Below are 22007 nucleotides of genomic sequence, written 5' to 3' on the forward strand. Positions count from 1 at the left end.
TCGGTCCGTTCCGGAAGTGGTGCAGTTGTGAAACTCGATCCGAGAACCCCCGTCCTGGTCGGCGGTGGTCAGGTCAACGAGCGTGACGGGGGAGTCGAGCCCGTCGATCTCATGGTCCGAGCGGCACGCGCGGCGGCCGCCGGGGCCGGGTCGGCGCGACTGCTCGAGCACGTGGACTCCGTGCGGGTGGTCGGGCTGCTGTCGTGGCGCTACCGTGATCCGGGCGCGCTCGTGGGTGAACGGATCGGGGCTAGGGTTCGTCACACCGGGTACTCGGGCAACGGCGGCAGCACGCCGCAGGTGATGGTCAACGGCGCGGCCGAGGACATCGCCGCCGGTCGTGCCGACGTGGTCCTGATCGGTGGCGCAGAGTCGTGGCGTACCCGCACCAAACTGCGTGCGCAGAAGATCCGTCCCGACTGGACGGTCCAGGACGAGTCGGTGCCCGCGGCCGAGATCATGGTGACCGACGTTCCCATGGCCGCGGCGAGCGAGCGCCGGATCGGCCTGGACCGCCCGTCGTACGTCTACCCGCTGTTCGAGCAGGCCCTGCGGATCTCCGCCGGCCGTTCACCCGCCGAGCACAGCGAGTTCATCGGCGGGCTGTGGTCCCGCTTCAGCAAGGTCGCGGCCACCAATCCGCACGCCTGGGTGCAGCGCGAGTACAGCGCAACGGAGATTGCGACGCCGTCACCTGACAATCGCATGATCGCTACGCCCTATCCGAAACTGCTCAACTCCAACAACATGGTCGACCAGGCTGCGGTACTGCTGATGTGCTCGGTCGAGACCGCCATCCGGATGGGTGTTCCCCGCGAGAACTGGGTGTTCCCGCAGTCCGGCACCGAATCCCACGACACGTACGCGGTCGCCGAACGCGGCGCACTGGACGGTTCCCCGGCGATCCGGATTGCGGGACAGCGTGCCCTGTCCCTCGCCCGGATCGGTCTCGACGACCTCGCGTACGTCGACGTGTATTCGTGTTTTCCGTCCGCGGTGCAGGTCGCGGCGAACGAACTCGGCCTTGCCCTGGACGATCCGGGTCGGCCCCTCACCGTGACCGGCGGCCTCACGTTCGGCGGCGGGCCGTGGAACAACTACGTGTCCCATTCGATCGCGACGATGGCGACGTTGTTGCGGGAATCGCCGGGCGCGTACGGGCTGGTCACCGCCAACAGCGGCTATCTGACCAAGCATGCGATGGGCATCTACCGGACGGAGCCGCCCGCCGGGGGGTTCCGGCGGATCGACGTGCAGGACGACGTCGACCGCGAACCGCGCGTGACGGCGCTGCTCTCGTACGACGGGCGTGCGGTGGCCGAGTCGTGGACGGTCGTGCACGACCGGGACGGCAACCCCGACCGCGGATTCCTGGCCGCGCGCACGCCCGGGGGTGAGCGGACGCTCGTGTTCACCACCGAGCCTGATGCGCTCGCCGAACTGGTCGAGTCGGATGTCGCAGGTAGGGCAGTGCGGGTCGCGTCGGACGGGACCTTCGTCCTCGATGGCCGTTGACTGCCCGTTATCTAATGCCTTAAGGTTAATGCGTTCAGCGGAACGGCGCTCGCCGTCCGCGACGTCGAGGAGTTTCCCCATGTCTTCTGAAGAATCAACGTCGGTCGCAGCCTTCCGTGACCTGTACGAGCGCCATGTGAACCATGTGGCGGCCGGACGGATGTCCGACGCGATCGCCGATATCGTCCGCGAGAACATCCCGCAGGTCTTCGAGGGGGTCGACGTGCCCCGGGCGGCCGTCGCCGGTTTCGCGATCAAGGACGTCCGGTCCGACGGCGAGCGCATGGTCGGCGAGACCGTCTACGACCTCGGCGACCGCTCGGTCGGACTGCGCTCCATCTGGGAGTTCCGCGACGGCCGCTGGCTCGCCGCAGAACTCGAGAACTTCCCCGCGGCAACGGACGCTGCGAAATGACCGACGCGCACGCCGCCGCCGAAGCGTGGGGCCCCGCGCCCGACGGACTCGATCGGCCCCACTGGGACGGACTGCTGGAAGGTGAACTGCGCCTGCAGATCTGCGCCGACTGCGGCAGCTGGATCTGGGGCCCGCAGACCGTCTGCGGCAACTGCCACAGCTTCGAACTTCGTTGGGAGGCAGTCGAGCCCACCGGCACCGTGTACAGCTGGCATCGCAGCTGGTATCCGTACATGGACGAGTACGCCTCGCGCCTGCCCTACGTCACCGTGCTCGTCGAACTGCCGCACGCAGGCGGACGCCGCGTGCTCGGGATTCTGGTCGACGACCTCGACGAGGATCCCCGCATCGGTGACGAGGTGATCGGCGCCGTCGAGCACGACGAAGGCGCGACGTGGCCGCTCGTGCGCTGGCGGCGCACGCGTGCCACGAAGGGAGACAAGTGATGAGCACGACCGGAATGCGCGGTGCGGCCGCGGTCGTCGGCGTCGCGGAGCAGCACTACCGGCGCGGCGAGGCCCCGCACGGTGAGAAGCGGATGCTCCTCGAATCCATCCTCGCGGCGTGCGCCGATGCCGGGGTGAATCCCCGCGAGATCGACGGTTTCGTCTCCTATGCGGGCGGAGCCAACGACGGGGCGATCCTCGGCGGCGCACTGCTGATCGACGAACTGCGCTGGTCGAACATGATGTGGGGCGGTGGCGGCGGCAGCGTCGCGGCCGCGATCACCAACGCCGCGGCCGCGATCGCCACCGGTCAGGCCGAGTGCGTCGTCGTGTACCGCGCGATGTCCCAGGCCGATACCGGGCGCCTCGGCTACGCGAAGTACCACTACGGCAGTCACTTCCTCGCCCACGGTGTCGGCTCGCCCGCGCAGATCTGCGCGATGCGCACCCAGCGGATGCTCGAACACGGGGGAGTGCCACGCACCGCGATGCGGGCGCTGGTCCTCGCCGCATACCAGCACGCCCAGAACAACCCGACCGCTCAGGGGTACGGTCGTCCGCTCGACGAGCAGACGTACGAGAACTCGCGCCTGATCGCCGAACCGTTCCATCTGTTCGACTGCTCGCGTGAGAGCGACGGCGCCGTCGCCCTCGTGCTCGTCTCCGCCGAGCGCGCGAAGACCCTGCGCCCGGACCCGGCGTACGTGATCGCCGGCGCGCAGGGCGCACCCGGCGGATTCTCCGAACTGATCGACAACGATCTCGGTGAGCAGTACTCGTCCGCCGGTTTCGGACCGGCCAACAACGGAAAACCCGGTGTGGCACAACGACTCTGGTCGTACGCGGGTCTCGGGCCCGAGGATATCGACGTGGTGCAGGTCTACGAGAACTTCAGCGGACCGGCGGTCGCGGCTCTCATCGACCACGGTCTGTGCCCGTCCGGCGAGGCGGCCGGCACCGTCATGACGGTCGAGAACCTCACCGCCCCCACCGGAAAACTTCCGGTCAACACGAGCGGCGGTAACCTCGCGGACTCCTTCGTCAACGGGCTGAACCTCGCGGTCGAGGCCGTCCGCCAGATCCGTGGCACCTCCACCAACCCGGTGGCCGATGCGAAGACCTCGCTGTTCATCGGCGGCCCCATGGCACCGCTCGTCAGTTCGGTGCTGTTCGGCCACGAAGACACCCTGTGACGCCCATACCCTGCGATCCGAAAGGCACGACATGAACGACGTGGACCGGAACGAGCTGTTCATCGGCGGCCGATGGGTCGCGCCGCAGTCCGGCGCCGGCACCGACGTTCTCGAAGCGGCAACCGGGAAGGTGCTCGGCCGCAGCGCCACGGCGTCGAACGCCGACATCGATGCCGCCGTGGCGGCGGCGCGCAGCGCCCTGAGCGGACCGTGGGGCGCTCTGTCCCCCACCGAACGTGCCGACCTGCTCGATCGGTTCGCCGGTGCGCTCAAGGCCCGCGGCCGGGACACCGCCCGGCTGGTCACCCGCGAGAACGGCATGCCGATCTCACTGTCCAACGCCGTCAACGGTTTCGGCCCCGCGGCCATGGTCTCGTACTACGCCGGGCTGATCCGCAGTTCGACCGGTGACGACGTGCGCCCGAGCACCTTCGGGGGGCGGACCGTCGTCCGCCGGGAGCCCGTCGGTGTCGTCGCCGCGATCACGCCGTGGAACTACCCGCAGCCGCTCGCCGCCATGAAACTTGCACCGGCCCTCGCCGCGGGCTGCACCGTCGTGCTGAAGCCGGCCCCGGAGACCGCCCTCGACGCGTTCGTCTTCGCCGACGCCGCAGCCGACGCGGGATTGCCCGCTGGGGTCATCAATGTCGTGCCTGCCGGGCGCGAAGCAGGTGCCTACCTGGTGGAGCACCCGGGGGTCGACAAGGTCGCGTTCACCGGTTCCACCGCGGCGGGTCGCGCGATCGGCGAGGTGTGCGGACGGCTGCTGCGCCCGGTCACCCTCGAACTCGGCGGCAAATCCGCGTCGATCGTCACCGAGAACGCGGACCTGGATGTCTTCGCCGCCAACCTGCTCGAGGTGTCGCTGGTCAACAACGGTCAGACCTGTCACGCGAGCACCCGCATCCTGGCGCCACGCTCGCGTTACGACGAGGTCGTCGACGCCGTCACCGAGACCGTCCGTGCCCTCACCGTGGGGGATCCGCTGGATCCCGCCACCCAGATCGGGCCGCTCGTCTCGGAGGCGCAGCGCACCCGGGTGCTCGGCTACATCGAGGACGGGCGGGCCGCGGGCTACCGGATCACCACCGGCGGCTCGGCGCCTGCGTCGCAGCCGCTCGGCTGGTTCGTCGAACCGACCGTCTTCGTCGACGTCGACAACTCGGCCCGCATCGCCCAGGAAGAGATCTTCGGTCCCGTCCTGACCGTCATTCCGTTCGCCGACGAGGACGAAGCCGTCGCGATCGCCAACGATTCCGAGTACGGCCTCGGCGGCACCGTGTGGACCACCGACGAACAGCACGGGTTCGACCTTGCCGCGCGGATCCACAGCGGCACAATCGGAGTCAACCACTACGCGCTCGACCTCAACGCGCCGTTCGGCGGGGTCAAGGCGTCGGGACTGGGCCGCGAGCTCGGTCCCGAGGGCCTGGCGCCCTACTACACCGCGAAGTCGGTGTACTTCGGCACCCGCTGACCGGCACCCGGACCGCGGCGCGCACACGATTTGGAGCACACGATGGCACTACCCCTGCACGGTGTCCGAGTTCTGGACCTCACCGACGGGCTCGGAGAATCGGCGGGCCGATTCCTCGCCGATCTCGGCGCCGATGTCGTCCGGATCGAATGTCCGGGAGGCTCGGCGTCACGCACCGCGCCCCCGCTGCGGAACGGCGTGAGCATTCCGTTCGCGCTGCGGAACGCGAACAAGCGGGGAATCGTGCTCGACCTGGACGACGACGCCGGACGGGACCGCCTGCGGGACCTCGCGTCGCACGCGGACATCCTCGTCGAATCCCTCGCCCCGGGCTACCTCGCCGAGCGCGGCGTGGGCGCGGCCGATCTGTGCCGCGTCAACCCGGAACTCGTCGCGGTCTCCGTCAGCGGTTTCGGTCAGGACGGTCCGTACCGCGAGTGGGCCTCGACCGAACAGGTGCTGTATGCCCTGTCCGGGGGGCTCTCGCGCTCCGGTGAGCCGGGGATGGCTCCGCTGCTGCCCCCGACCGGGCCGGCCGACGAGTCGGTCGGCGTGCACACGGCGTGGTCCGCGTTGCTCGCGTACTACGACCGGCTCCACACCGGACGCGGGCAGACCGTCGACATCTCCGCCTTCGAGGTCCTCGTGCACGGGTTCGACCCGGGCTTCGGTGTCCAGGGCTCGGCCGCGGCCGGCCGCTCCGAGGACTTTCCCCGGGGACGTCCCGACGCGGCCAACTTCTATCCGGTGTTCCGGTGCGCCGACGGTCAGGTCCGCATCGCCCTCCTCGCGAAGCGCCAGTGGCGCGCGATGTTCGAATGGCTCGGTGAGCCGGCGGAATTCGCGGATTCGAAGTTCGACACGATCCCGGCCCGGTTCGCCGCGTCCGATCGACTCAACCCGCTCATCGAGGAGTTGTTCAGCACCTACACCCGCGACCGACTGGTCGCGGAGGGGGCACGCCGCGGCATCCCGATCGGCGGTGTCTCGACCGTCTCGGAGGTCCTCGAGACCGAACACTTCGCGGTGTCGGGCACGTTCGTGGACACCGAGATCGCCCCGGGAGTCTCTGCCCGGGTGCCCTCCGGGTATGCGACGATCGCGGGTGCCCGTGCCGGGATCCGGACCCGCGCACCCGGACTCGGTGAGCACACCGACGAGGTGCTCGGTGCTGTACCGGCCGACGCCGCACCGGTCGCCGCGCCCCGACACGAGGTGGGCACCAGACCGTTCGAGGGCCTGCGCGTACTGGACATGGGCGTCGTCGTGTTCGGCGCCGAACTCGGCCGCCAGTTCGCCGACTACGGTGCCGACGTCATCAAGATCGAGAATGCGGCCTTCCCCGACGGACTGCGGCAGTCCAAGCGGGGCAGTGCCCTCGCGGCCTCGGTCGCGTGGGGACACCGCAACCGCCGCAGCCTCGGCGTGAATCTGCGCGATCCCGAAGGCATCCGGATCTTCGAGAAGCTGGTCGCCGAGGCCGACATCGTCCTGGCGAATTTCAAACCCGGGACGCTCGCCTCGATGGGGTTGTCCTACGACCGGCTCACCGCGATCAACCCGCGCATCATCGTCTCGGAGAGCAGCGCCTTCGGAAGCGTCGGACCGTGGAACACGCGGCTGGGGTACGGACCGCTCGTGCGCGCCGCGTGCGGCGTGTCGGCGATGTGGCGGTACTCGGACACCTCCGACGGGCTGTGCGACGGATCGACCGTGTACCCGGACCACATCGCCGGGCAGGTCGCGGCGACCGTGGTCCTTGCCGCCCTCGTCGAGCGGCTCCGCACGGGCACGGGCACCGAGATCGAGGTCGCGCAGGCCGATACCGCGATAGTCCAGCTCGGGACCATCCTGGCCGCGGAGTCCCTCGAACCCGGCTCGATTCACGCCCCGGGCAATTCCGACCCCTACCGCGCGCCGTCGGGTGTGTTCGCGTGTGCCGGTGACGACGAGTGGTGTGTCGTCACGGTTCGTGACGACGCGGACTGGACGCGACTGTGCGCCGTCGTCGGGCGGCCCGAGCTCGCCGATGATCCGCGTTTCGCCACCACCGAGCTGCGGATTCGGCACCGTGCAGAGGCCGATGAGGTGCTCGCGGGCTGGCTGGCGCTCCGTTCGCCGACCGAGGCGATGGAAACCCTGCAGGCGTCCGGCGTGCCGGCGGGTGCAATGGTCCGGCTGCCCGAGTTGCTCACCGACCCGCAGCTCGTCGCGCGGGGTGCGTACACAGAGCTCGAACACGAGATGCTGCCCGCGGCCTTGCCGACGGCCAAGCAGGTGGCGCACTTCTCGACGTTGCCGGACTGGCCGCTGCGGCAGGCGCCGCTCTCCGGGCAGCAGACCCGGGAGATCTGCGAGGAGATTCTCGGTCTGAGCTCGGCCGAGATCGACTCCCTGGTGCGCGAGGGTGTTCTGCAGCCGGCCGCCGGCGATCCGGCGCTGGAGGAGGCGGCTTCCTCCACGGTGTGACCGAGCCGGTCACAGATCTACCCGAATATCCGCTGAACTCGTTGGAACGGAAGGGCCGAGCGATATGAGAATGAAGACGAGATTGTCCTGCCCGTGTGGCGTTGCGATCACCGGCACCGATGAGGACGATCTGGTGGAGAAGACGCAAGCGCACCTGACCGAGTCGCATCCGGGAATGGAGTACTCGCGCGACGAGATCCTGTTCATCGCATATTGACGGTGACGCTGCCGGCCACCCGAACACGGAGCCGAAACAAGGACGGGACCCGATTCGATCGGGTCCCGTCCTCGTTGGTCGGGTGAAGTCAGGCCTTCAGGAGATCGCGGTGGATGATCTCCTTCATGATCTCGTTGGTGCCACCGTAGATGCGCTGGATGCGCGCATCGATGAACGCCTTCGCGACCGGGTATTCCATCATGTAGCCGTAGCCGCCGTGGAACTGGACACCGGCGTCGATGACACGGCCCTGCAGCTCGGTCGCCCACAGCTTGGCTTTCGACGCGTCGACCGCCGTGAGCGTGCCCTTGTTGTACTCGCGGACGCAGCGGTCGATATAGGTGCGTGAAACCTCGACGGCCGTCTGTAGTTCCGCGAGCGTGAAGCCTAGCCCCTGGAACTCGCCGATTCGCCGGCCGAATGCGGTGCGCTCCTTGACGTAGTCGAGCGTCCAGCCCATCACGGCTTCGGCCGACATCTGCGCGGCGATCCCGATACCGAGCCGTTCGAGCGGCAGCGACTGCATGAGATAGCGGAAGCCGCCGCCGAGCTCACCGAGGAGGTTCTCCTTCGGGACGTGCACGTCCGAGAAGAACAGCTCGGCGGTGTCCTGCGCGTGCAGGCCGACCTTGTCGAGCTTGCGGCCGCGGGAGAAGCCCGGCATGCCCTCCTCGACGACGAACAGGCTGAAGTCACGCGAACCGGCGCTGTCGCCCGTCCGTGCGAACACGATGACGAGATCGGCGAGGATACCGCTCGTGATGAACGTCTTGGATCCGTTGAGGATCCAGCCGTCGCCGGCCGCGACCGCAGTGGTGGTGATGCCCCGCAGGTCGCTGCCGGCGGCGGGCTCGCTCATCGCGATGGCACCGATGGTCTCGCCCGTGACGAACCCGGGGAGCCACCGCCGCTTCTGCTCGTCGTTCCCGTGGCGCAGCAGGTAGTTCAGGACGATGTCGTCGTTCGTCGAGAACCCGGATTGCAGTGCCGAGGCGCCGACCCGGGCGATCTCGGATTGGATCACCACCCGGAACCGGTAGTCGGTCGCCCCGACGCCTCCGAAGTCTTCGGGGACGGACAGGCCGAGCAGGCCCTGTGCCCCGGCGGCCAGCCAGGTGTCCCGGTCGATGAGCCGGTCCGCGTCCCATTTCTCGAGGTTCGGCACGACGTGTCTGTCGACGAAGCCCCGGACCGAGTCGCGGAAAAGCAGGTGGTCCTGCTCGAAGAGATCGCTCTCCACGTGATCCTCCTGATGTGCGGCGCCCGAGGGGCGCCGCGTGGTTCTGTGTCAGTTCCCGTGCACGAGCTGCTGGATCGAGCGCCGGAACACCTGGTTGGCGACCTCGTTGCGACCCAGGAGCATGTTGCCGGCGTTCGCGCTGGCCATCGCGCGCTGTGAGTCGCGCAGGATCGGGAAGTCCTCGTTGTGGAGCACCGCGATGAGGATCTCGATGTTCTTGTCCCACCGCCGGTTGTAGCTTTCCTCGGTCATGCCGCTGTTCTCGACCGTCGGGCAGATCAGCCGGATCTCCATGTGGCAGCGGCCCGGATCGGTGCGGTCGGGCCGGAACGTGAGCAGCTGGTAGTGGTCGGGCTGGCGCAGCAGGGTGCTGTTCGGTCCGAGGAAGTGGGTTTCGGTGGTGTGCTCGGCGAGACTGCGATCGCCGGGATCCTCCTCGATCCACCGGTCGATCGTCTTGCGCAGGTTCATGAACCGGCAGTGATGACCGAAGTCCTCGAACGACATCACGTTGGTGTGGATGTGCTTGGCTGCGGTGTTCGGGTGCGCGTACTGGATGTGGTAACCGTCGAGGAACGCGTCCTGCATGAGCTTCCAGTTGACGGGCTCGTCGAACACCTTCGTCCGGGTGGTCACCAGGGTGTCGAGGTTGTGTGACGCGAGGATGGCGTCCATCTCCGGGCCGAGCCAGTCCGCGACGTCGATGGTGGCGTCGGCGTCGTCGATCATCCAGATGAAGCCGTGCCGTTCCTCGGTGGGGAGCTGGATCAGGTTCCGTTCCTCACGGTCGGCCTCGCCGAACGTGTTGTCGCGGGTGATGGTCCGCAGCGTTCCGTCGGTGTCGTATGACCAGCGGTGGTACGGGCACGAGAACAGCCGGCAGCGACCCTTCTCTTCCTTCTCGACCATCGCGCCGCGGTGCCGGCACTGGTTCACCAGGGTCTTGACGCTGCCGTCACGCTGGCGCACCACGATGACGTTGTTGCGGGGGAGTTCGAGCGTGATGAAGTCGCCGGCCTTGGGGATCTCGGAACCGTGGGCGACGATCGACGGCACGGTGCCGAACACTCGGTCGCGTTCGAGCTTCGCGACGTCGGGATCGATGAACTCGCGGGGTTCGAACCAAGTGATGTGCTCGAACTCGTCGGTGGTGTCGTTGCGCAGGTGATCGAGCGCTCGGCGAATCCGCTCCTCGGTGGGAATTCCGACCTCTGTCATGGGTGGCCTCCAGAGTGTTGCGGAGCGGTGCCTTCGCAGGGCCTCGGCTCCGGCTGTGGTTCGGTTCCTCCTAAATCTAACCCATGTAGATTTAAGTGTAAATGTCGGATGGTCGTCGCCATTGCGGGCCTATACCGAAGGTCGTTAGATTTATGGCGGAATATCGGCAGATGAGGAGTGATGACGATGATCTCGTACCAATGGTCTCCCGAGGTGGAGCCCGCCGATCGCGACGAGGTGCTGAATCTGGTGACAACGTCCGCCGAGTACGACGCGGAGGCCGGCTTCTCCTGGATCTCCCCGGCTGACGTCTCCGCGGTCGGGGCCGGGGGCACGCGGATCTCCCATCTCGTGATCAAGGCGCGCAGGGATCTCAGCGCGCGCGAGGACGCGCCCCTGGTGATCGTCGGGTACCTGCACCTGCGGGTCGACGGCGACGGCTTGGGCACCGTGCGGTTCGTCGTCCATCCCGACTACCGCTCGCGGGGCATTGCCACCACCCTGGTCGAGGAGGTCGGCCTGCGCACCGACGCGGAAGAGGGCTGGGAGGGGAGTGGTGCCAAGGCGCTGCGCTGCTGGGCGTACGGCACCCACCCCGCGTCCGAGCGTCTCACCCGTCGTTTCGGGATCGATACCGTAGCGCGGCAGTGGACGCTGTTCCGGCACCTGTCCGGGCCGTTCGCCGGCCCGATCGAACCCGTCGTCCTGCCGGGTGACGTCACCCTCGCGGAGGCGGCGCCGCTCGATGATCCCGAGTCGTCGCGAGCGATCGGCGACGTTCTGCTCGGCGCCGCAATGGGAAACGGGCACCGGGAGCGTCTGGCCGACGAGATTCGCGCCGGATCGGGCAGTGTGATCGTGGCGCGGGACGGATCCGGGCGAAGCATCGGATTCGTCTGGGTGAAACCGGATCTCGCGTCGCATCTGGGCCTGGCTGCGGCGTCGATCCGTGCGCTGGTGACCACGGAGGAGGCGCGCGGGTCCGGAATCGGCACGGCGCTGACGACGCGCGCTCTCGAAGTCCTCGGCGAGGCGGGCGCGCAGCTCGCGCTGATGCGCATCGACCCGAAAGATGCAGGTGCCGTGCGCATGTGCCGGCTGCTGGGATTCGAGCAGGAGGACGAGCACTCGTGCTATCAGGTCGGTGGGTGGGCCACCGAGCCCGGCTTCTGATTCACACCTTTACAAATAACGATCTATGTTCGGTGTTGACCTAACGGCTGTAGGCGGCTACCGTCTGTGTCGTGGCTCACAGGCAGTGTGGGCCGAGGTCAATTCGATCGTTCGACAGTCCCCGCCGCCGGCGCCCGCGCGCGCCCGCCGGGACTCGTACTCGGAGAGGAACACCCATGGGTCGACTCGAGGGCAAGGTCGCGTTCATCACCGGTGCCGCGCGCGGTCAGGGCAGATCGCACGCGGTCCGTCTCGCGGAGGAGGGTGCATCCATCATCGCGATGGACATCTGCGAGCAGATTCCCACGGTGTTCTACCCGATGGCGACGAGCGAGGACCTCGCCGAGACCGAGCGTCTGGTGAAGGAAGCCGGCGGCGCCATCGTCACGTCGATCGGCGACGTCCGCAACATCGAGGACGTCCAGAACGCCTACAACGCGGGCATCGAGCAGTTCGGCAAGGTCGACATCGTCCTCCCCAACGCCGGCATCATGCCCGTCATCGGGCCCGGAGAGCAGCGTCAGGCGTGGCACGACGCGATCGACACCATGCTCACCGGCGTGTGGCACGTTCTCGAGGTGACCGTCCCGGATCTCGTCGAGCGCGGCGAGGGCGGTTCGATCATCATCACCAGCAGCGCGGCCGGCCTCACCAGCATCGGGCTCAACACCCTGCCCGGCCAGGTCGGATACAGTGCCGCCAAGCACGGCGTCGTCGGCCTGATGCGCATCTACGCGAAACAGCTTGCCCCGCATAGCATCCGTGTGAACACGATTCATCCCACCGGGGTGAACACCCCGATGGTCGCGAACCTCGAGTACGCCGAGTTCCTCGGAGCGAACCCGGACGTCGCGGCAGACGAGTCCTACAAGAACCCGATGCCCGTCGAACTCATCGAGGCCGTCGACATCAGCAACGCCATCGTCTACCTGGCCTCCGACGAAGGCCGCTACGTCACCGGCGTGACCTTCCCCGTCGACGCCGGCTACAACATCCGCTGAACCCAAGGAGCTGCACGACATGACCACGACCGAAACCCAGGCCGGGACGTCACCGGCGATCGCCGATCGCGAACAGGTGTTCATCGGCGGCCGCTGGGTCGACTCGACGGGCGACGACTGGATCGACCTGGTCGACTCCTACAGCGAACAGACCGTCGCCCGGGTGCGGGCCGCGACCGCGGAGGACGTCGCCCGTGCCGTCGCGGCTGCGCGCGAGTCCTTCGACAAGGGTGACTGGGCCTCTCGCACCGTCGCCGAGCGCGCCGACGTCCTCGATGCGATCGCGGACGGCCTGGAAGCGCGACTCGACGACCTGACGACGCTCGGTGTCGTCGAGGTCGGTGTCCCGCTCGGAGTCAGCCAGCAGACCCAGCAGATGACCGTCGGCCTGTACCGTGCCGTCGCCGCTGCCGCCCGGACCATCGAACTCGTCGAGGAGCGGCCGCGTGCCGCCGGTGGCGTATCGCGGATCATCAAGGAGCCCACCGGAGTCGTCGCCGCGATCATCCCGTGGAACGGCCCGATCGGGACGATCGCGTTCAAGGTCGCGCCCGCTCTCGTCGCCGGTTGCTCGGTCGTCCTCAAGACCGCCCCCGATGCGCCGATCTCGCCGTCCGTGTTCGCCGACGTCATCGGCGATCTCGTCGAGCGCGGTCTCATCCCCGAGGGTGTCGTGAGCGTGCTGTGCGCCGATCGCGAGGTCTCCGAGTCGCTGGTGACGAACCCCGACGTCGACCACATCACGTTCACGGGCAGCAGTGCCGCGGGTCGTCGCATCATGGCTCTCGCGAGCGAGCGCATCGCCCGGGTGTCCCTGGAACTCGGCGGCAAGTCGGCCGCGATCATCCTCGACGACGCGGACCTCGGACACGTCCTGCAGACGCTGCCCATGGGCGGCTGCATGCAGTCCGGCCAGGCATGCATCGCCCTGACCCGCGTCCTGGTCTCCCGCAAGCGCCACGACGAGGTTCTCGAGGCGCTCAAGGCCGCGTACGGCGCCCTGCCGATCGGCAACCCGTGGGAGCCCACCAACTTCCTCGGCCCCCTCGCGTCGCAGCGTCACCTCGACCGCGTACTCGGCTACATCGACATCGCGAAGGCGGAGGGTGCCACCGTCGCTCTCGGTGGCGGCCGCCCCGAGGGTGTCGACCAGGGCTTCTTCGTCGCGCCGACCCTGCTCGACGGCGTCGCGCCCGACTCCCGTATCGCGCAGGAAGAGGTCTTCGGTCCGGTGATCTCCGTGATCACGTACGAGGACGAGGACGACGCCGTGGCGATCGCCAACAACTCCGACTACGGCCTCTCGGGTGCCGTGTACACCGAGGACCTCGATCGCGGTTTCGAGATCGCCAAGCGCATCCGTACCGGAACCATCAGCGTCAACACCGCGACGATGGACTTCACGCTGCCGTTCGGCGGCTACAAGCAGTCCGGGTTGGGTCGCGAGGGTGGCGTCGAGGGTATCGAGGAGTTCCTCGAAACCAAGACCGTCCACATGCCCTGATAGGCGGGTGAACACCACTGCCCCCGGTCCTCGGACCGGGGGCAGTGGTGTTTCGTGACCAGAATCAGTCGACGGTTTCGTTGCGCATGACGCCGTACAGGAAGCTGCGGACCATCTCCTCGAACAACTGCTTCGAGGTCATCTCGTTCTCCGCGAGCGCCCGGGTGAGCAGCGGCTGCGACTCCGGGTCGACGTTCGGGAAGATCGTCGACTTGGTGCTCGGTTTGCGCATCGCCTCGGTGAGGACGGCGCCGAGGGTGAGTCGTTCCATGCCGTCGAGGATCTGCACGTGCAGCCGCGTCGGCACGTTCGACGCTTCGAGGAAACGCGCGGTTTCCTCGTAGCTGCCGATCAGAAGATCGCGCGGCAGGTACTGGAGCAGGATCGGCGCCGCGTTGCGGTGTTTGAGGATCGATCGGCGCAGATTCGAGCTCAGCGCAACGAAGTACTCGGGCCAGTCGGGCCCGGGCTTGCGGCGGGGGATGGCGATGGCGCCGGCGATGTGCTGCGCGACCGCGGAGAGAATCTCCGACTTGTCGGAGAAATGGTGGTACAGCGACGGTGCCCGGACCCCGAGGTGCTTGGCCAAACGCGGAAGACTGAAGGCGTCGAGCCCCTCGGAGTCGATGATCTCGATGGATGCGGCGACCGCTGTGGCGCGACTGATGAGAGGTTTCGACGGTCGGGCCATGTCTCGCTTCCGGCTCGTGGGGGTGCCGGCGGACGCGCGGCGGGTCGAGGTCGAATGGTATCGGTTGGGGCGGAGCCTACGGTCCGACGGTCGCGACGGTCCCGGCCAGGAAATCGATCAGGCCCAGGCTCAGCACGTCGTTGTCGTCGCCGCCGACCATGTGCCCGGCGCCGCCGACGTCGATGTACCGCGCCCCGGGGATCAGTTCGAGGAGCTCTTCTGCACCCTCGCGGCTGACCACATCCGACTGCGCCCCGCGGATCAGCAACGTCGGGACGGTGACGGCACGTGCCGCCGTGCGGGCCCGGTTCTCGCGGACCTCGACCGTTTCGGGGGCGTGGGAGGCCTCCGCGAGCATGCGCGGGTCCCAGTGCCAGTACCAGCGACCGTCCCGTTCACGCAGGTTCTTGCGCAGTCCGTCCGCTCGCGGCTGCCGGCGACGGTTCGGGTTGTAGGCGACGACCGCCTCGAGCGCGGCGTCGAGACTGTCGAAGCCGTCCAGACCCGCACGCATGAACCCGGTGATCCGGCCGATGCCCTCCGGCTCCGCCTTCGGCGTGATGTCGACGAGCACCAGCGCACGGGCCAGCCCCGGATCGTCACCGATCGCCACGAGGGATGCCATGCCACCGAGTGACGCGCCGACCAGGACGGGCGGGGTGTCGAGTTCCCCGACGATCGCGCGGATGTCGCGGGCGTGTGCGTCGTAGCTGTAGTCGCCGTCGGGTGCCCACTCGCTGTCGCCGTGTCCGCGACCGTCGATCGCGTAGGCGCGCCAGCCGTTCTCGGCGAGCCGTGCGCCGGTCCGCTGCCACGAATGCCGCGTCTGCCCACCGCCGTGGAACAGCAGGACGGTGCCGGCCACGGTGCCGGCAGGTTCCCACCGGTCGGCGGCGAGGGACACGCCGTCGCCGCGGAGGATCGTCGGTGCGGGGCTTGGGGTCATCTGGATCCTAACGTTCGAGAGATCAGTGCCCGGAGGTTCCGCCGTCGACGGCGAGCGTCGAGCCGGTGATGTACCCGGAGGCACGGCTCGCGAGGAAAATCACCGCGGCGTCGATCTCGTGCTGCTGTGCCGTGCGGCCGAGCGAACTGCCGCGCAGGAACTCGTCGAGAATATCCGAGGACATCTCGGAGATCAGATCCGTCTCGACGAAGCCCGGTGCGATCGCGTTGACCCGGATGCCCTTGCGCTTCGCCCACTGGTTCGACAGGTCGCGGGTCAGACCGATGAGCCCGGCCTTGCTCGCCGCGTACGCGGCCTGGGGAAGTACCGACTTGATCAGGCCGAGCATGCTCGAGACGTTGACGATGCTCGATCCCGGTTCCATGACGCGACCGCACGCCTGGGCGGCCCAGTAGCTGCCCATCAGGTTCACGTCGAGAACCGCACGGAATTCGTCGGGGTTCTCGCGCGTCGCGGGCGCCGAACTCGTGACGCCTGCGTTGTTGACGAGGACGTCGAGCCGGCCGAAGTCGCCGACCGCGGCTCGGGCGAGGGCGTCGCACTGCTCGGGGACGGTGACATCGGTCGGTACGACGAGGCACCGGCGTCCGGTCGCCTCGACGGAGCGTGCGACGGCCTCGAGACGGTCGCGCCGGCGGGCCGCGATCACGACGTCGGCGCCCGCTTCGGCCAGCGCGCGGGCGAATCCGGCGCCGAGTCCGCTGCCTGCGCCCGTGACGACCGCGACCGACCCGTCCAGGCGGAAGAGGTCGAGAACGGAATCGGTTTCGGCGGAAGGCGAAGTCGAGGTCATGAGAGCTCCGTGTGCGCGTCGGGGGGGAGTGGGGGGTTGCACCCCATAAAACTAATTACATAAGATTACATGGCAGGTGAAATCTACGGGAGCGAGTGCGCCGATGGCCGGAAATGCCGCCAGCGATCAGAGCAAGATGCAGGTGATCGGAAAGGACGTGGTCTCAGTCGGCGTCGTCGCGGTCCGGTTCGCCGATCCGGACGGCGGTGACGTTCCGGCTTGGGATCCCGGCGCCCACATCGATCTGGTCGTCGACGGGAACACCGAACGCCAGTACTCGCTGTGTGGCGACCCCGCGGATCGGAAGTCGTTGACCGTCGCGGTCCTCCGGGAGGAGAACGGCCGCGGCGGATCCAGGTGGGTCCACGATGCGCTTCAGGTCGGTGACCTCGTCGGAATCGGGGGGCCGCGAAACAATTTCGCCCTCGCGAGCGCGCAGTCGTTCCTGTTCGTTGCGGGCGGGATCGGCATCACTCCGCTGCTTCCGATGGTGCGCGCGGTCGACGCGGCCGGGGCCGACTGGAAGCTGCTGTACGGCGGCCGGAACCGGTCCTCGATGGCGTTCGCGGACGAACTGGCCGACGCCTACCCCGACCGTGTCGAACTGCGCCCGCAGGACGAGTTCGGAATCCTCGACCTGTCCGCCGCGCTCGATGCCGTCGCGGACGGGACGGCCGTCTACTGCTGCGGACCCGAGCCGCTGCTGCAGGCGATCGAGAACGAATGCCGGGGCCGGAGCAATCTGACCCTGCACCTCGAGCGCTTTGCCGCCAAGGAACGACCTGCCGGTGCGGTGGATGCGGCGTTCGAGGTCGAGCTGCGGCGGAGCGGGACGACCGTCGAGGTCGCGGCGGACGAATCGATGCTCGACGCGGTCCTCCGGGCCGGAGGCGACGTGCCGTTCTCGTGCCGGGAGGGCACATGCGGCACCTGTGAAACCGCGGTGCTGGACGGGGTTCCCGACCATCGCGACTCGGTGCTCACCGAAGACGAACAGGCCGCCAACGACTGCATGATGATCTGCGTTTCGCGCAGCTGCAGCGCGAAGCTCGTCCTGGATCTCTGACCGACTGTGTTGCAAATTACAAATTTTGATTGACGTCTCATCGGGTACCGGATACCGTGAACACCACGGTGAAAGGGAAGCGCGCTCCACGACTTCGTCGGAGTCGAATGCTCCTGCCGGTGAACCCGTTTCGATGATTCCCCTGCACCCGGACCGGAGGGTCCACCGCAGGCTCTCCGTAGCACGATGTCGCGAGTGTGCGACAGACGAAAGGTAAGGAACACATGGCTGCCACCGTCGGTTCGGCATTGCACTGGTGGGCGAAGACGAAGGGGAATCAGGATGCGCTCGTCGTCGCGGGCGAATCCCTCACCTACCGTCAGCTCCAGGACTGGTCCAGCCGCATCGCGCGCACACTCGTCGAGCGCGGCATCGAGCGTGGACAGCGCGTCGGCGTACTCGGCCCGAACTCGCTGACCTGGCCGGTCGTCGCGCTCGGCGTCATCAAGGCAGGCGCGGTCCTGGTTCCGCTCAATCCGCGGTTCAAGCCGGCCGAACTTCGCAAGGTCGTCGACGATGCCGGCGCGGTCTTGGTCGTCACGCCCGAAGAGTTCGTCGCGACCGTCGAGGAGGCGCGCGACCTCGGCAGCACCTTCGAGACGCTGACCTTCGCGGACATCGCCGCGCTCCAGGACGGCGAGCAGGACGACTTCCGCGTCGACATCGAGCCCGACGAGCCGACGGCACTGCTGTTCACCAGCGGATCCACCGGCCTGTCCAAGGGCGTGATCTGCACGAACCGGACCCTGCTCAACATCGTCTTCGAAGCGACGCTGACCGAGGAGGGCTTCCGGCCCGGTTCCACGTCGCTGCTCGTGCTGCCGCTGGTCTTCACTCCGGGTCTCGTCTGGGGTCTGATCATGACGACCGTTCTCGGCGGCACCCTGGTCATCGAGAAGGAACTCGATCCGTCTCGCGCGGCCACGCTGCTCGGTGAGCACAAGGTCCAGGCCATTTTCGGCGTGCCGCTCATCTTCGACGCGATCTCACGCGCCCCCGAGTTCGCGGACGCCGACCTGTCCTCGCTGCGCACCGCCATCGTCGGTGGTGCCGCCGTCGCGCCGGCGCTGCTGAAGCGGTGGGCCGACAAGGGCGTCGCGCTGCGCCAGATCTACGGCATGACCGAGGCCGGGGGCGTCGCCACCGCCACCCTCGTCGCCGAGGCGTTCGATCACCCCGACTCGTGCGGGTCGGGCTCGATCTTCACCGAGATCAAGGTCGTCCGCGCAGACGGCACCGAGGCCGATCCCGGTGAGGAAGGCGAAATCCTTCTGCGCGGTCCCGGCGTCACCCCCGGATACTGGAACGACGAGGAATCCACCGCGACCGCGCTGCGCGGCGGCTGGCTGCACAGCGGCGACCTCGGCACGCTCGACGAGGCCGGTCGCGTCAAGTTCGTCGACCGGCTCAAGGACCTCATCATCACCGGTGGCATCAACATCTCGCCCGTCGAGATCGAGCGGGTCATCAGCGAGATCCCCGGCGTCCAGGAGGTCGCGGTGATCGCGGCGTCCGACGACCGGTTCGGCGAGACCCCCGCCGCGATCGTGACCGTCGCCGAAGGCGTCGACGAGGCGACCATCGTCGAGCACTGCGACCGGCTGATGGCCGACTACAAGGTTCCGCGCTACGTCGTGATCCGCGACGAGCCGCTGCCCCGGCTCCCGAGCGGCAAGCTGTCGAAGACCGCGATCCGGTCCGAATACCGGGACGTGTCCGAACGTTTCGAGAAGGTGCGCTGACCTTCACGGGTCCGTGATCCGCGGAAGGAAGCAGTCAGTGTCCCAGGCAGCGACCGACGACATCGTCGTTCTCGAACACCGCGGCGAGATCGCCGTTGTCAGATTGAACCGGCCCGACCGCCTCAACGCGTTCACCAACGAGATGTGTCACAGACTCGTCGCGATCTTCGACGAGACCGACGCGGACGACTCGGTGCGGGCCGTCGTCCTCACCGGTACCGGTCGCGCATTCTGTGCCGGAGCGGACCTCGCGGCGGGCGGCGACACGTTCGTCCTCGGTGACGATCCGGATACCGGTGGGGCACCGCCGGATACGGGCGGACAGGTCGCGCTGCGGATCTACCGGTCGCTCAAGCCTGTGATCGCCGCGATCAACGGACCGGCCGCGGGCGTCGGCGTCACGATGACGCTGCCGGCCGACATCCGGATCGCGTCGGACACGGCGAAGTTCGGGTTCGTGTTCGCCCGGCGTGGACTCGTGCCGGAAGCCTGCTCGACCTGGTTCCTGCCCCGGGTCGTCGGAATCTCGACCGCGGTCGAGTGGACGGTGGGCGGCCGGATGGTGCCGGCGGCGGAAGCGCTCGAGCGGGGACTCGTCCGCGAGCTGGTTCCGGCCGGGCAGGTCCTGGACCGGGCCCTCGAGATCGCCCGCGACCTCGTGACCGGCAAGGCACCGGTATCGGTCGCGCTGACCCGTCAGCTGATGTGGCGGATGCTCGGTGCGCCCGAACCCGAGATCGCGCATCGTGCCGAATCGATCGGTATCCACGTCCGCGGAACGTCGGGCGACGTGCGGGAAGGGGTCGATGCCTTCCTCTCGAAGCGAGAACCCGAGTTTCCGGACACGGTGTCCGACGGACTACCGGACCTCTTCCGGTAGTCGACGAGAACCGAACCCGCCCGCGCGGGTCCCGAACGCCCCGGAGGTTCCATCTCCGGGGCGTTCGCGTGCGTCGTGACCCGGTGTGACACGGCTCGTTTCGCTGACAAGTAACGAATCTTGTATCATCAGAAGACATATCTGCAGGGAACCTAGAAGTTTCAGGAGCAAAGACATGGCGCGACGGCGGGGGAGCGTCCTCAGTGATGACACGGAGGTGGCGCGCGGGCAGATCCTGAAGGCTGCCGAGTCGATGTTCCAGCGGTACGGCGTCTCCAAGACGACGATGGACGACATTGCCAAGGAGGCAGGGGTTTCCAGGCCGACGGTCTACCGCTATTTCGGCGACCGGGACACGCTCATCACGGCCCTGATCGAGGCCAGATCGCGACGCCTGTTCGACAAGGCCCGCGCGTATCTGGGTGAGCGGCGCACGCTCGCGGATCAGATCGTCGACGGCCTGGTCTTTCTCGTCGAACGCGGACGTCACGATCCGATCGTTCGACTGATCGTGAGTCCCGAGCACATGGACCTGGCCACGGCGCTCGTCGGCAGTACCGGACTCGCCGCGAGGCTGACGTACGAAATGTGGGCACCGCTGCTCGACGAGGCACGCGAGCGCGGGGAGATTCGGGAGGGCCTGACCGACGAGGAGATCTGCGAGTGGATCGCCTTGGTCCAGCTCGTCCTCGTCGGGCGTATGGACTTCAGCTCGGAGGACGATCCGGAGAATCGGCGGATGCTCACCAACTTCCTGTTGCCGAGCATCGTGACCGACGCTGCCATCGTGAATCGGCAAGTTCTGAAGTAGGCCCGCGGGTTTCGGCCCGCGACCACCACGGCCGGCCTCTTCCCTGCTCGGGAAGGGGCCGGCCGCCTTTCGTGGGGCACCGACGTTGCATGTTACAAAATTCGATTGACGTCAGCTGTACCGCGGAGGTAATGTGAGTCACACGCGGTAGGGCCACCTCATGCGAGGCGGGAAGACTGCATCCACTCGGGCTCGAATCGGCCGGAGTGTGGAACCCCTTGCTGCACCGGACATCTCCTGAATCCACGTCAGCCCACTGAGCATAGGAGCTCGCATGAAACTCGAAGACAAGGTCGTTCTCATCACCGGTGCGGGTTCCGGGCTGGGACGCGAGGCTTCCCAGCTGTTCGCTTCCGAGGGCGCAAAGATCGCCGTCGTCGACATCGACCCCGAACGCGCCAAGGGCACCGTCGAACTGGTCGAGCAGCAGGGTGGTACGGCCGTTGCGATCACCGCCGACGTGAGCAACGAGCAGCAGGTCATCGACGCGGTCGGGGCGACCGTCGATCGGTTCGGAAAGCTCGACGTGGCCTGGGCCAACGCGGGCGTCGTGTCCCGCGGTGGTGTCCCGTCCGTCGCCGGTGGTGAGCAGGTCGAGTTCCAGGACCTCACCGCGGCGGACTGGGAGCATGTCTGCGGTGTGAACCTGAGCGGTGTCATCTACACGGCGAAGGCCGCGGTGCCGGCGCTCCGCGCCAACGGCGGCGGCGTCATTCTCGCGACCTCCTCGGCCGCGTCGTTCGCGGCCTACCACAGCATCGCGCTGTACTCGGCGACGAAGGCCGGCGTCAACGGCTTCGTGCGCGGTCTGAGTCTGGATCTCGGCAAGTACGGCATCCGCGTCAACGCCGTCGCCCCGACCCACGGCATGTCCCCGAACTTCCTGGCGCCCGCGGGAACTCCGGTTGTCGGGAAGTCCTACGAAGAGATCGCCGGTCCCTGGGATCCGGGCATCTCGCCGATCCCGCTCAAGCTCAACCGCCCGCCGTCACTGCTGGACAACGCGCGCGCTGCCCTGTTCCTCATCTCGGACGATGCCGCCTACATCACGGGTCTGACGCTGCCCGCCACCGACGGTGGCACCCTCTCCCGGGTTGCCATGATGTTCCCCGAGGACGAGCTGAAGCCCACGCTCGACAACGCCAACTGATCTCACGCGCAGAGGCTTTCGAAAAGGAGGGGATCGGAT

Annotated in this window: 20 protein-coding genes; 15 read left to right on the forward strand and 5 right to left on the reverse strand. The window is 67.8% G+C overall.

The features are described 5' to 3' along the window. The first annotated feature begins 27 nt into the window (after positions 1 to 27). From RZ1_RS06240 to RZ1_RS06270, 7 genes are all read left to right on the forward strand, one after another. Positions 28 to 1515, forward strand: a complete 1488-nt coding sequence (locus RZ1_RS06240; RefSeq protein WP_072810171.1) for an acetyl-CoA acetyltransferase — start codon at positions 28 to 30, stop codon at positions 1513 to 1515. 79 nt (positions 1516 to 1594) lie between these two features. Further along, the gene (locus tag RZ1_RS06245; protein ID WP_072810172.1) at positions 1595 to 1930 is read left to right on the forward strand and encodes a hypothetical protein; all 336 of its coding nucleotides are present in this window, start codon (positions 1595 to 1597) and stop codon (positions 1928 to 1930) included. Beyond that, positions 1927 to 2376 carry a Zn-ribbon domain-containing OB-fold protein gene (locus RZ1_RS06250; protein ID WP_072810174.1) on the forward strand — a complete coding sequence of 150 codons (450 nt, stop codon included), beginning with the start codon at positions 1927 to 1929 and terminating at the stop codon, positions 2374 to 2376. The genes RZ1_RS06245 and RZ1_RS06250 overlap by 4 nt, the downstream gene beginning before the upstream one ends. Continuing rightward, positions 2376 to 3569: a thiolase C-terminal domain-containing protein gene (locus RZ1_RS06255; RefSeq protein WP_072810175.1), complete on the forward strand. Its 1194-nt coding sequence runs from the start codon at positions 2376 to 2378 to the stop codon at positions 3567 to 3569. Before RZ1_RS06250 ends, RZ1_RS06255 begins: the two co-directional genes overlap by 1 nt. A 31-nt stretch (positions 3570 to 3600) precedes the next feature. Beyond that, positions 3601 to 5046, forward strand: coding sequence for an aldehyde dehydrogenase (locus RZ1_RS06260; protein ID WP_072810177.1), 1446 nt, complete (start codon positions 3601 to 3603; stop codon positions 5044 to 5046). 42 nt (positions 5047 to 5088) lie between these two features. Then, positions 5089 to 7515, forward strand: a complete 2427-nt coding sequence (locus RZ1_RS06265) for a CaiB/BaiF CoA transferase family protein (RefSeq protein WP_072810179.1) — start codon at positions 5089 to 5091, stop codon at positions 7513 to 7515. Positions 7516 to 7579: 64 nt separating this feature from the next. Next, the gene (locus RZ1_RS06270; protein WP_372481602.1) at positions 7580 to 7732 is read left to right on the forward strand and encodes a DUF1059 domain-containing protein; all 153 of its coding nucleotides are present in this window, start codon (positions 7580 to 7582) and stop codon (positions 7730 to 7732) included. A gap of 88 nt (positions 7733 to 7820) precedes the next feature. Here RZ1_RS06270 and RZ1_RS06275 read toward each other — a convergent pair whose 3' ends face one another. Further along, positions 7821 to 8972 (reverse strand): acyl-CoA dehydrogenase family protein, encoded by a 1152-nt coding sequence (locus tag RZ1_RS06275; RefSeq protein ID WP_072810182.1) that lies wholly within the window; start codon positions 8970 to 8972, stop codon positions 7821 to 7823. A 48-nt stretch (positions 8973 to 9020) separates the two neighbouring features. Next, the gene (locus RZ1_RS06280) at positions 9021 to 10190 is read right to left on the reverse strand and encodes an aromatic ring-hydroxylating oxygenase subunit alpha (protein ID WP_072810183.1); all 1170 of its coding nucleotides are present in this window, start codon (positions 10188 to 10190) and stop codon (positions 9021 to 9023) included. Between the two features lie 186 nt (positions 10191 to 10376). Between RZ1_RS06280 and RZ1_RS06285 the strand changes: the two genes are divergently transcribed. The 3 genes from RZ1_RS06285 (at position 10377) to RZ1_RS06295 (ending at position 13868) form a co-directional block, all read left to right on the forward strand. Then, entirely contained in the window at positions 10377 to 11363 is a 987-nt protein-coding gene (locus RZ1_RS06285; protein WP_072810249.1) for a GNAT family N-acetyltransferase, read from the forward strand. Positions 11364 to 11539: 176 nt separating this feature from the next. Next, complete coding sequence (locus tag RZ1_RS06290) at positions 11540 to 12364, forward strand: mycofactocin-coupled SDR family oxidoreductase (protein WP_072810185.1); 825 nt, start codon at positions 11540 to 11542, stop codon at positions 12362 to 12364. Positions 12365 to 12383: 19 nt separating this feature from the next. After that, on the forward strand, positions 12384 to 13868 hold the full coding sequence (locus RZ1_RS06295) for an aldehyde dehydrogenase (protein ID WP_072810187.1): 1485 nt from the start codon (positions 12384 to 12386) through the stop codon (positions 13866 to 13868). Positions 13869 to 13932: 64 nt separating this feature from the next. On the opposite strand, the gene RZ1_RS06300 is transcribed toward RZ1_RS06295, so the two are convergent. The 3 genes from RZ1_RS06300 to RZ1_RS06310 form a co-directional block, all read right to left on the reverse strand. Continuing rightward, positions 13933 to 14559 (reverse strand): TetR family transcriptional regulator, encoded by a 627-nt coding sequence (locus RZ1_RS06300; protein ID WP_072810188.1) that lies wholly within the window; start codon positions 14557 to 14559, stop codon positions 13933 to 13935. A gap of 76 nt (positions 14560 to 14635) precedes the next feature. Continuing rightward, complete coding sequence (locus RZ1_RS06305) at positions 14636 to 15505, reverse strand: alpha/beta fold hydrolase (protein WP_072810190.1); 870 nt, start codon at positions 15503 to 15505, stop codon at positions 14636 to 14638. A gap of 22 nt (positions 15506 to 15527) precedes the next feature. After that, on the reverse strand, positions 15528 to 16319 hold the full coding sequence (locus RZ1_RS06310; protein ID WP_072810191.1) for an SDR family NAD(P)-dependent oxidoreductase: 792 nt from the start codon (positions 16317 to 16319) through the stop codon (positions 15528 to 15530). Between the two features lie 103 nt (positions 16320 to 16422). On the opposite strand from RZ1_RS06310, the gene RZ1_RS06315 reads away from it, so the two are divergent. The 5 genes from RZ1_RS06315 (at position 16423) to RZ1_RS06335 (ending at position 21968) form a co-directional block, all read left to right on the forward strand. After that, entirely contained in the window at positions 16423 to 17385 is a 963-nt protein-coding gene (locus RZ1_RS06315; protein WP_072810193.1) for a PDR/VanB family oxidoreductase, read from the forward strand. A gap of 224 nt (positions 17386 to 17609) precedes the next feature. Beyond that, complete coding sequence (locus RZ1_RS06320) at positions 17610 to 19127, forward strand: class I adenylate-forming enzyme family protein (RefSeq protein WP_072810195.1); 1518 nt, start codon at positions 17610 to 17612, stop codon at positions 19125 to 19127. 37 nt (positions 19128 to 19164) lie between these two features. After that, positions 19165 to 20007 (forward strand): enoyl-CoA hydratase-related protein, encoded by an 843-nt coding sequence (locus tag RZ1_RS06325; protein WP_072810197.1) that lies wholly within the window; start codon positions 19165 to 19167, stop codon positions 20005 to 20007. Between the two features lie 175 nt (positions 20008 to 20182). Beyond that, positions 20183 to 20818 (forward strand): TetR/AcrR family transcriptional regulator, encoded by a 636-nt coding sequence (locus tag RZ1_RS06330; RefSeq protein WP_072810198.1) that lies wholly within the window; start codon positions 20183 to 20185, stop codon positions 20816 to 20818. Between the two features lie 274 nt (positions 20819 to 21092). Beyond that, positions 21093 to 21968 carry an SDR family NAD(P)-dependent oxidoreductase gene (locus RZ1_RS06335; protein ID WP_072810200.1) on the forward strand — a complete coding sequence of 292 codons (876 nt, stop codon included), beginning with the start codon at positions 21093 to 21095 and terminating at the stop codon, positions 21966 to 21968. Positions 21969 to 22007 lie beyond the last annotated feature (39 nt).

It is taken from the genome of Rhodococcus zopfii NBRC 100606 = JCM 9919 (genome assembly GCF_001895025.1).
Lineage (GTDB): Bacteria > Actinomycetota > Actinomycetes > Mycobacteriales > Mycobacteriaceae > Rhodococcus > Rhodococcus zopfii.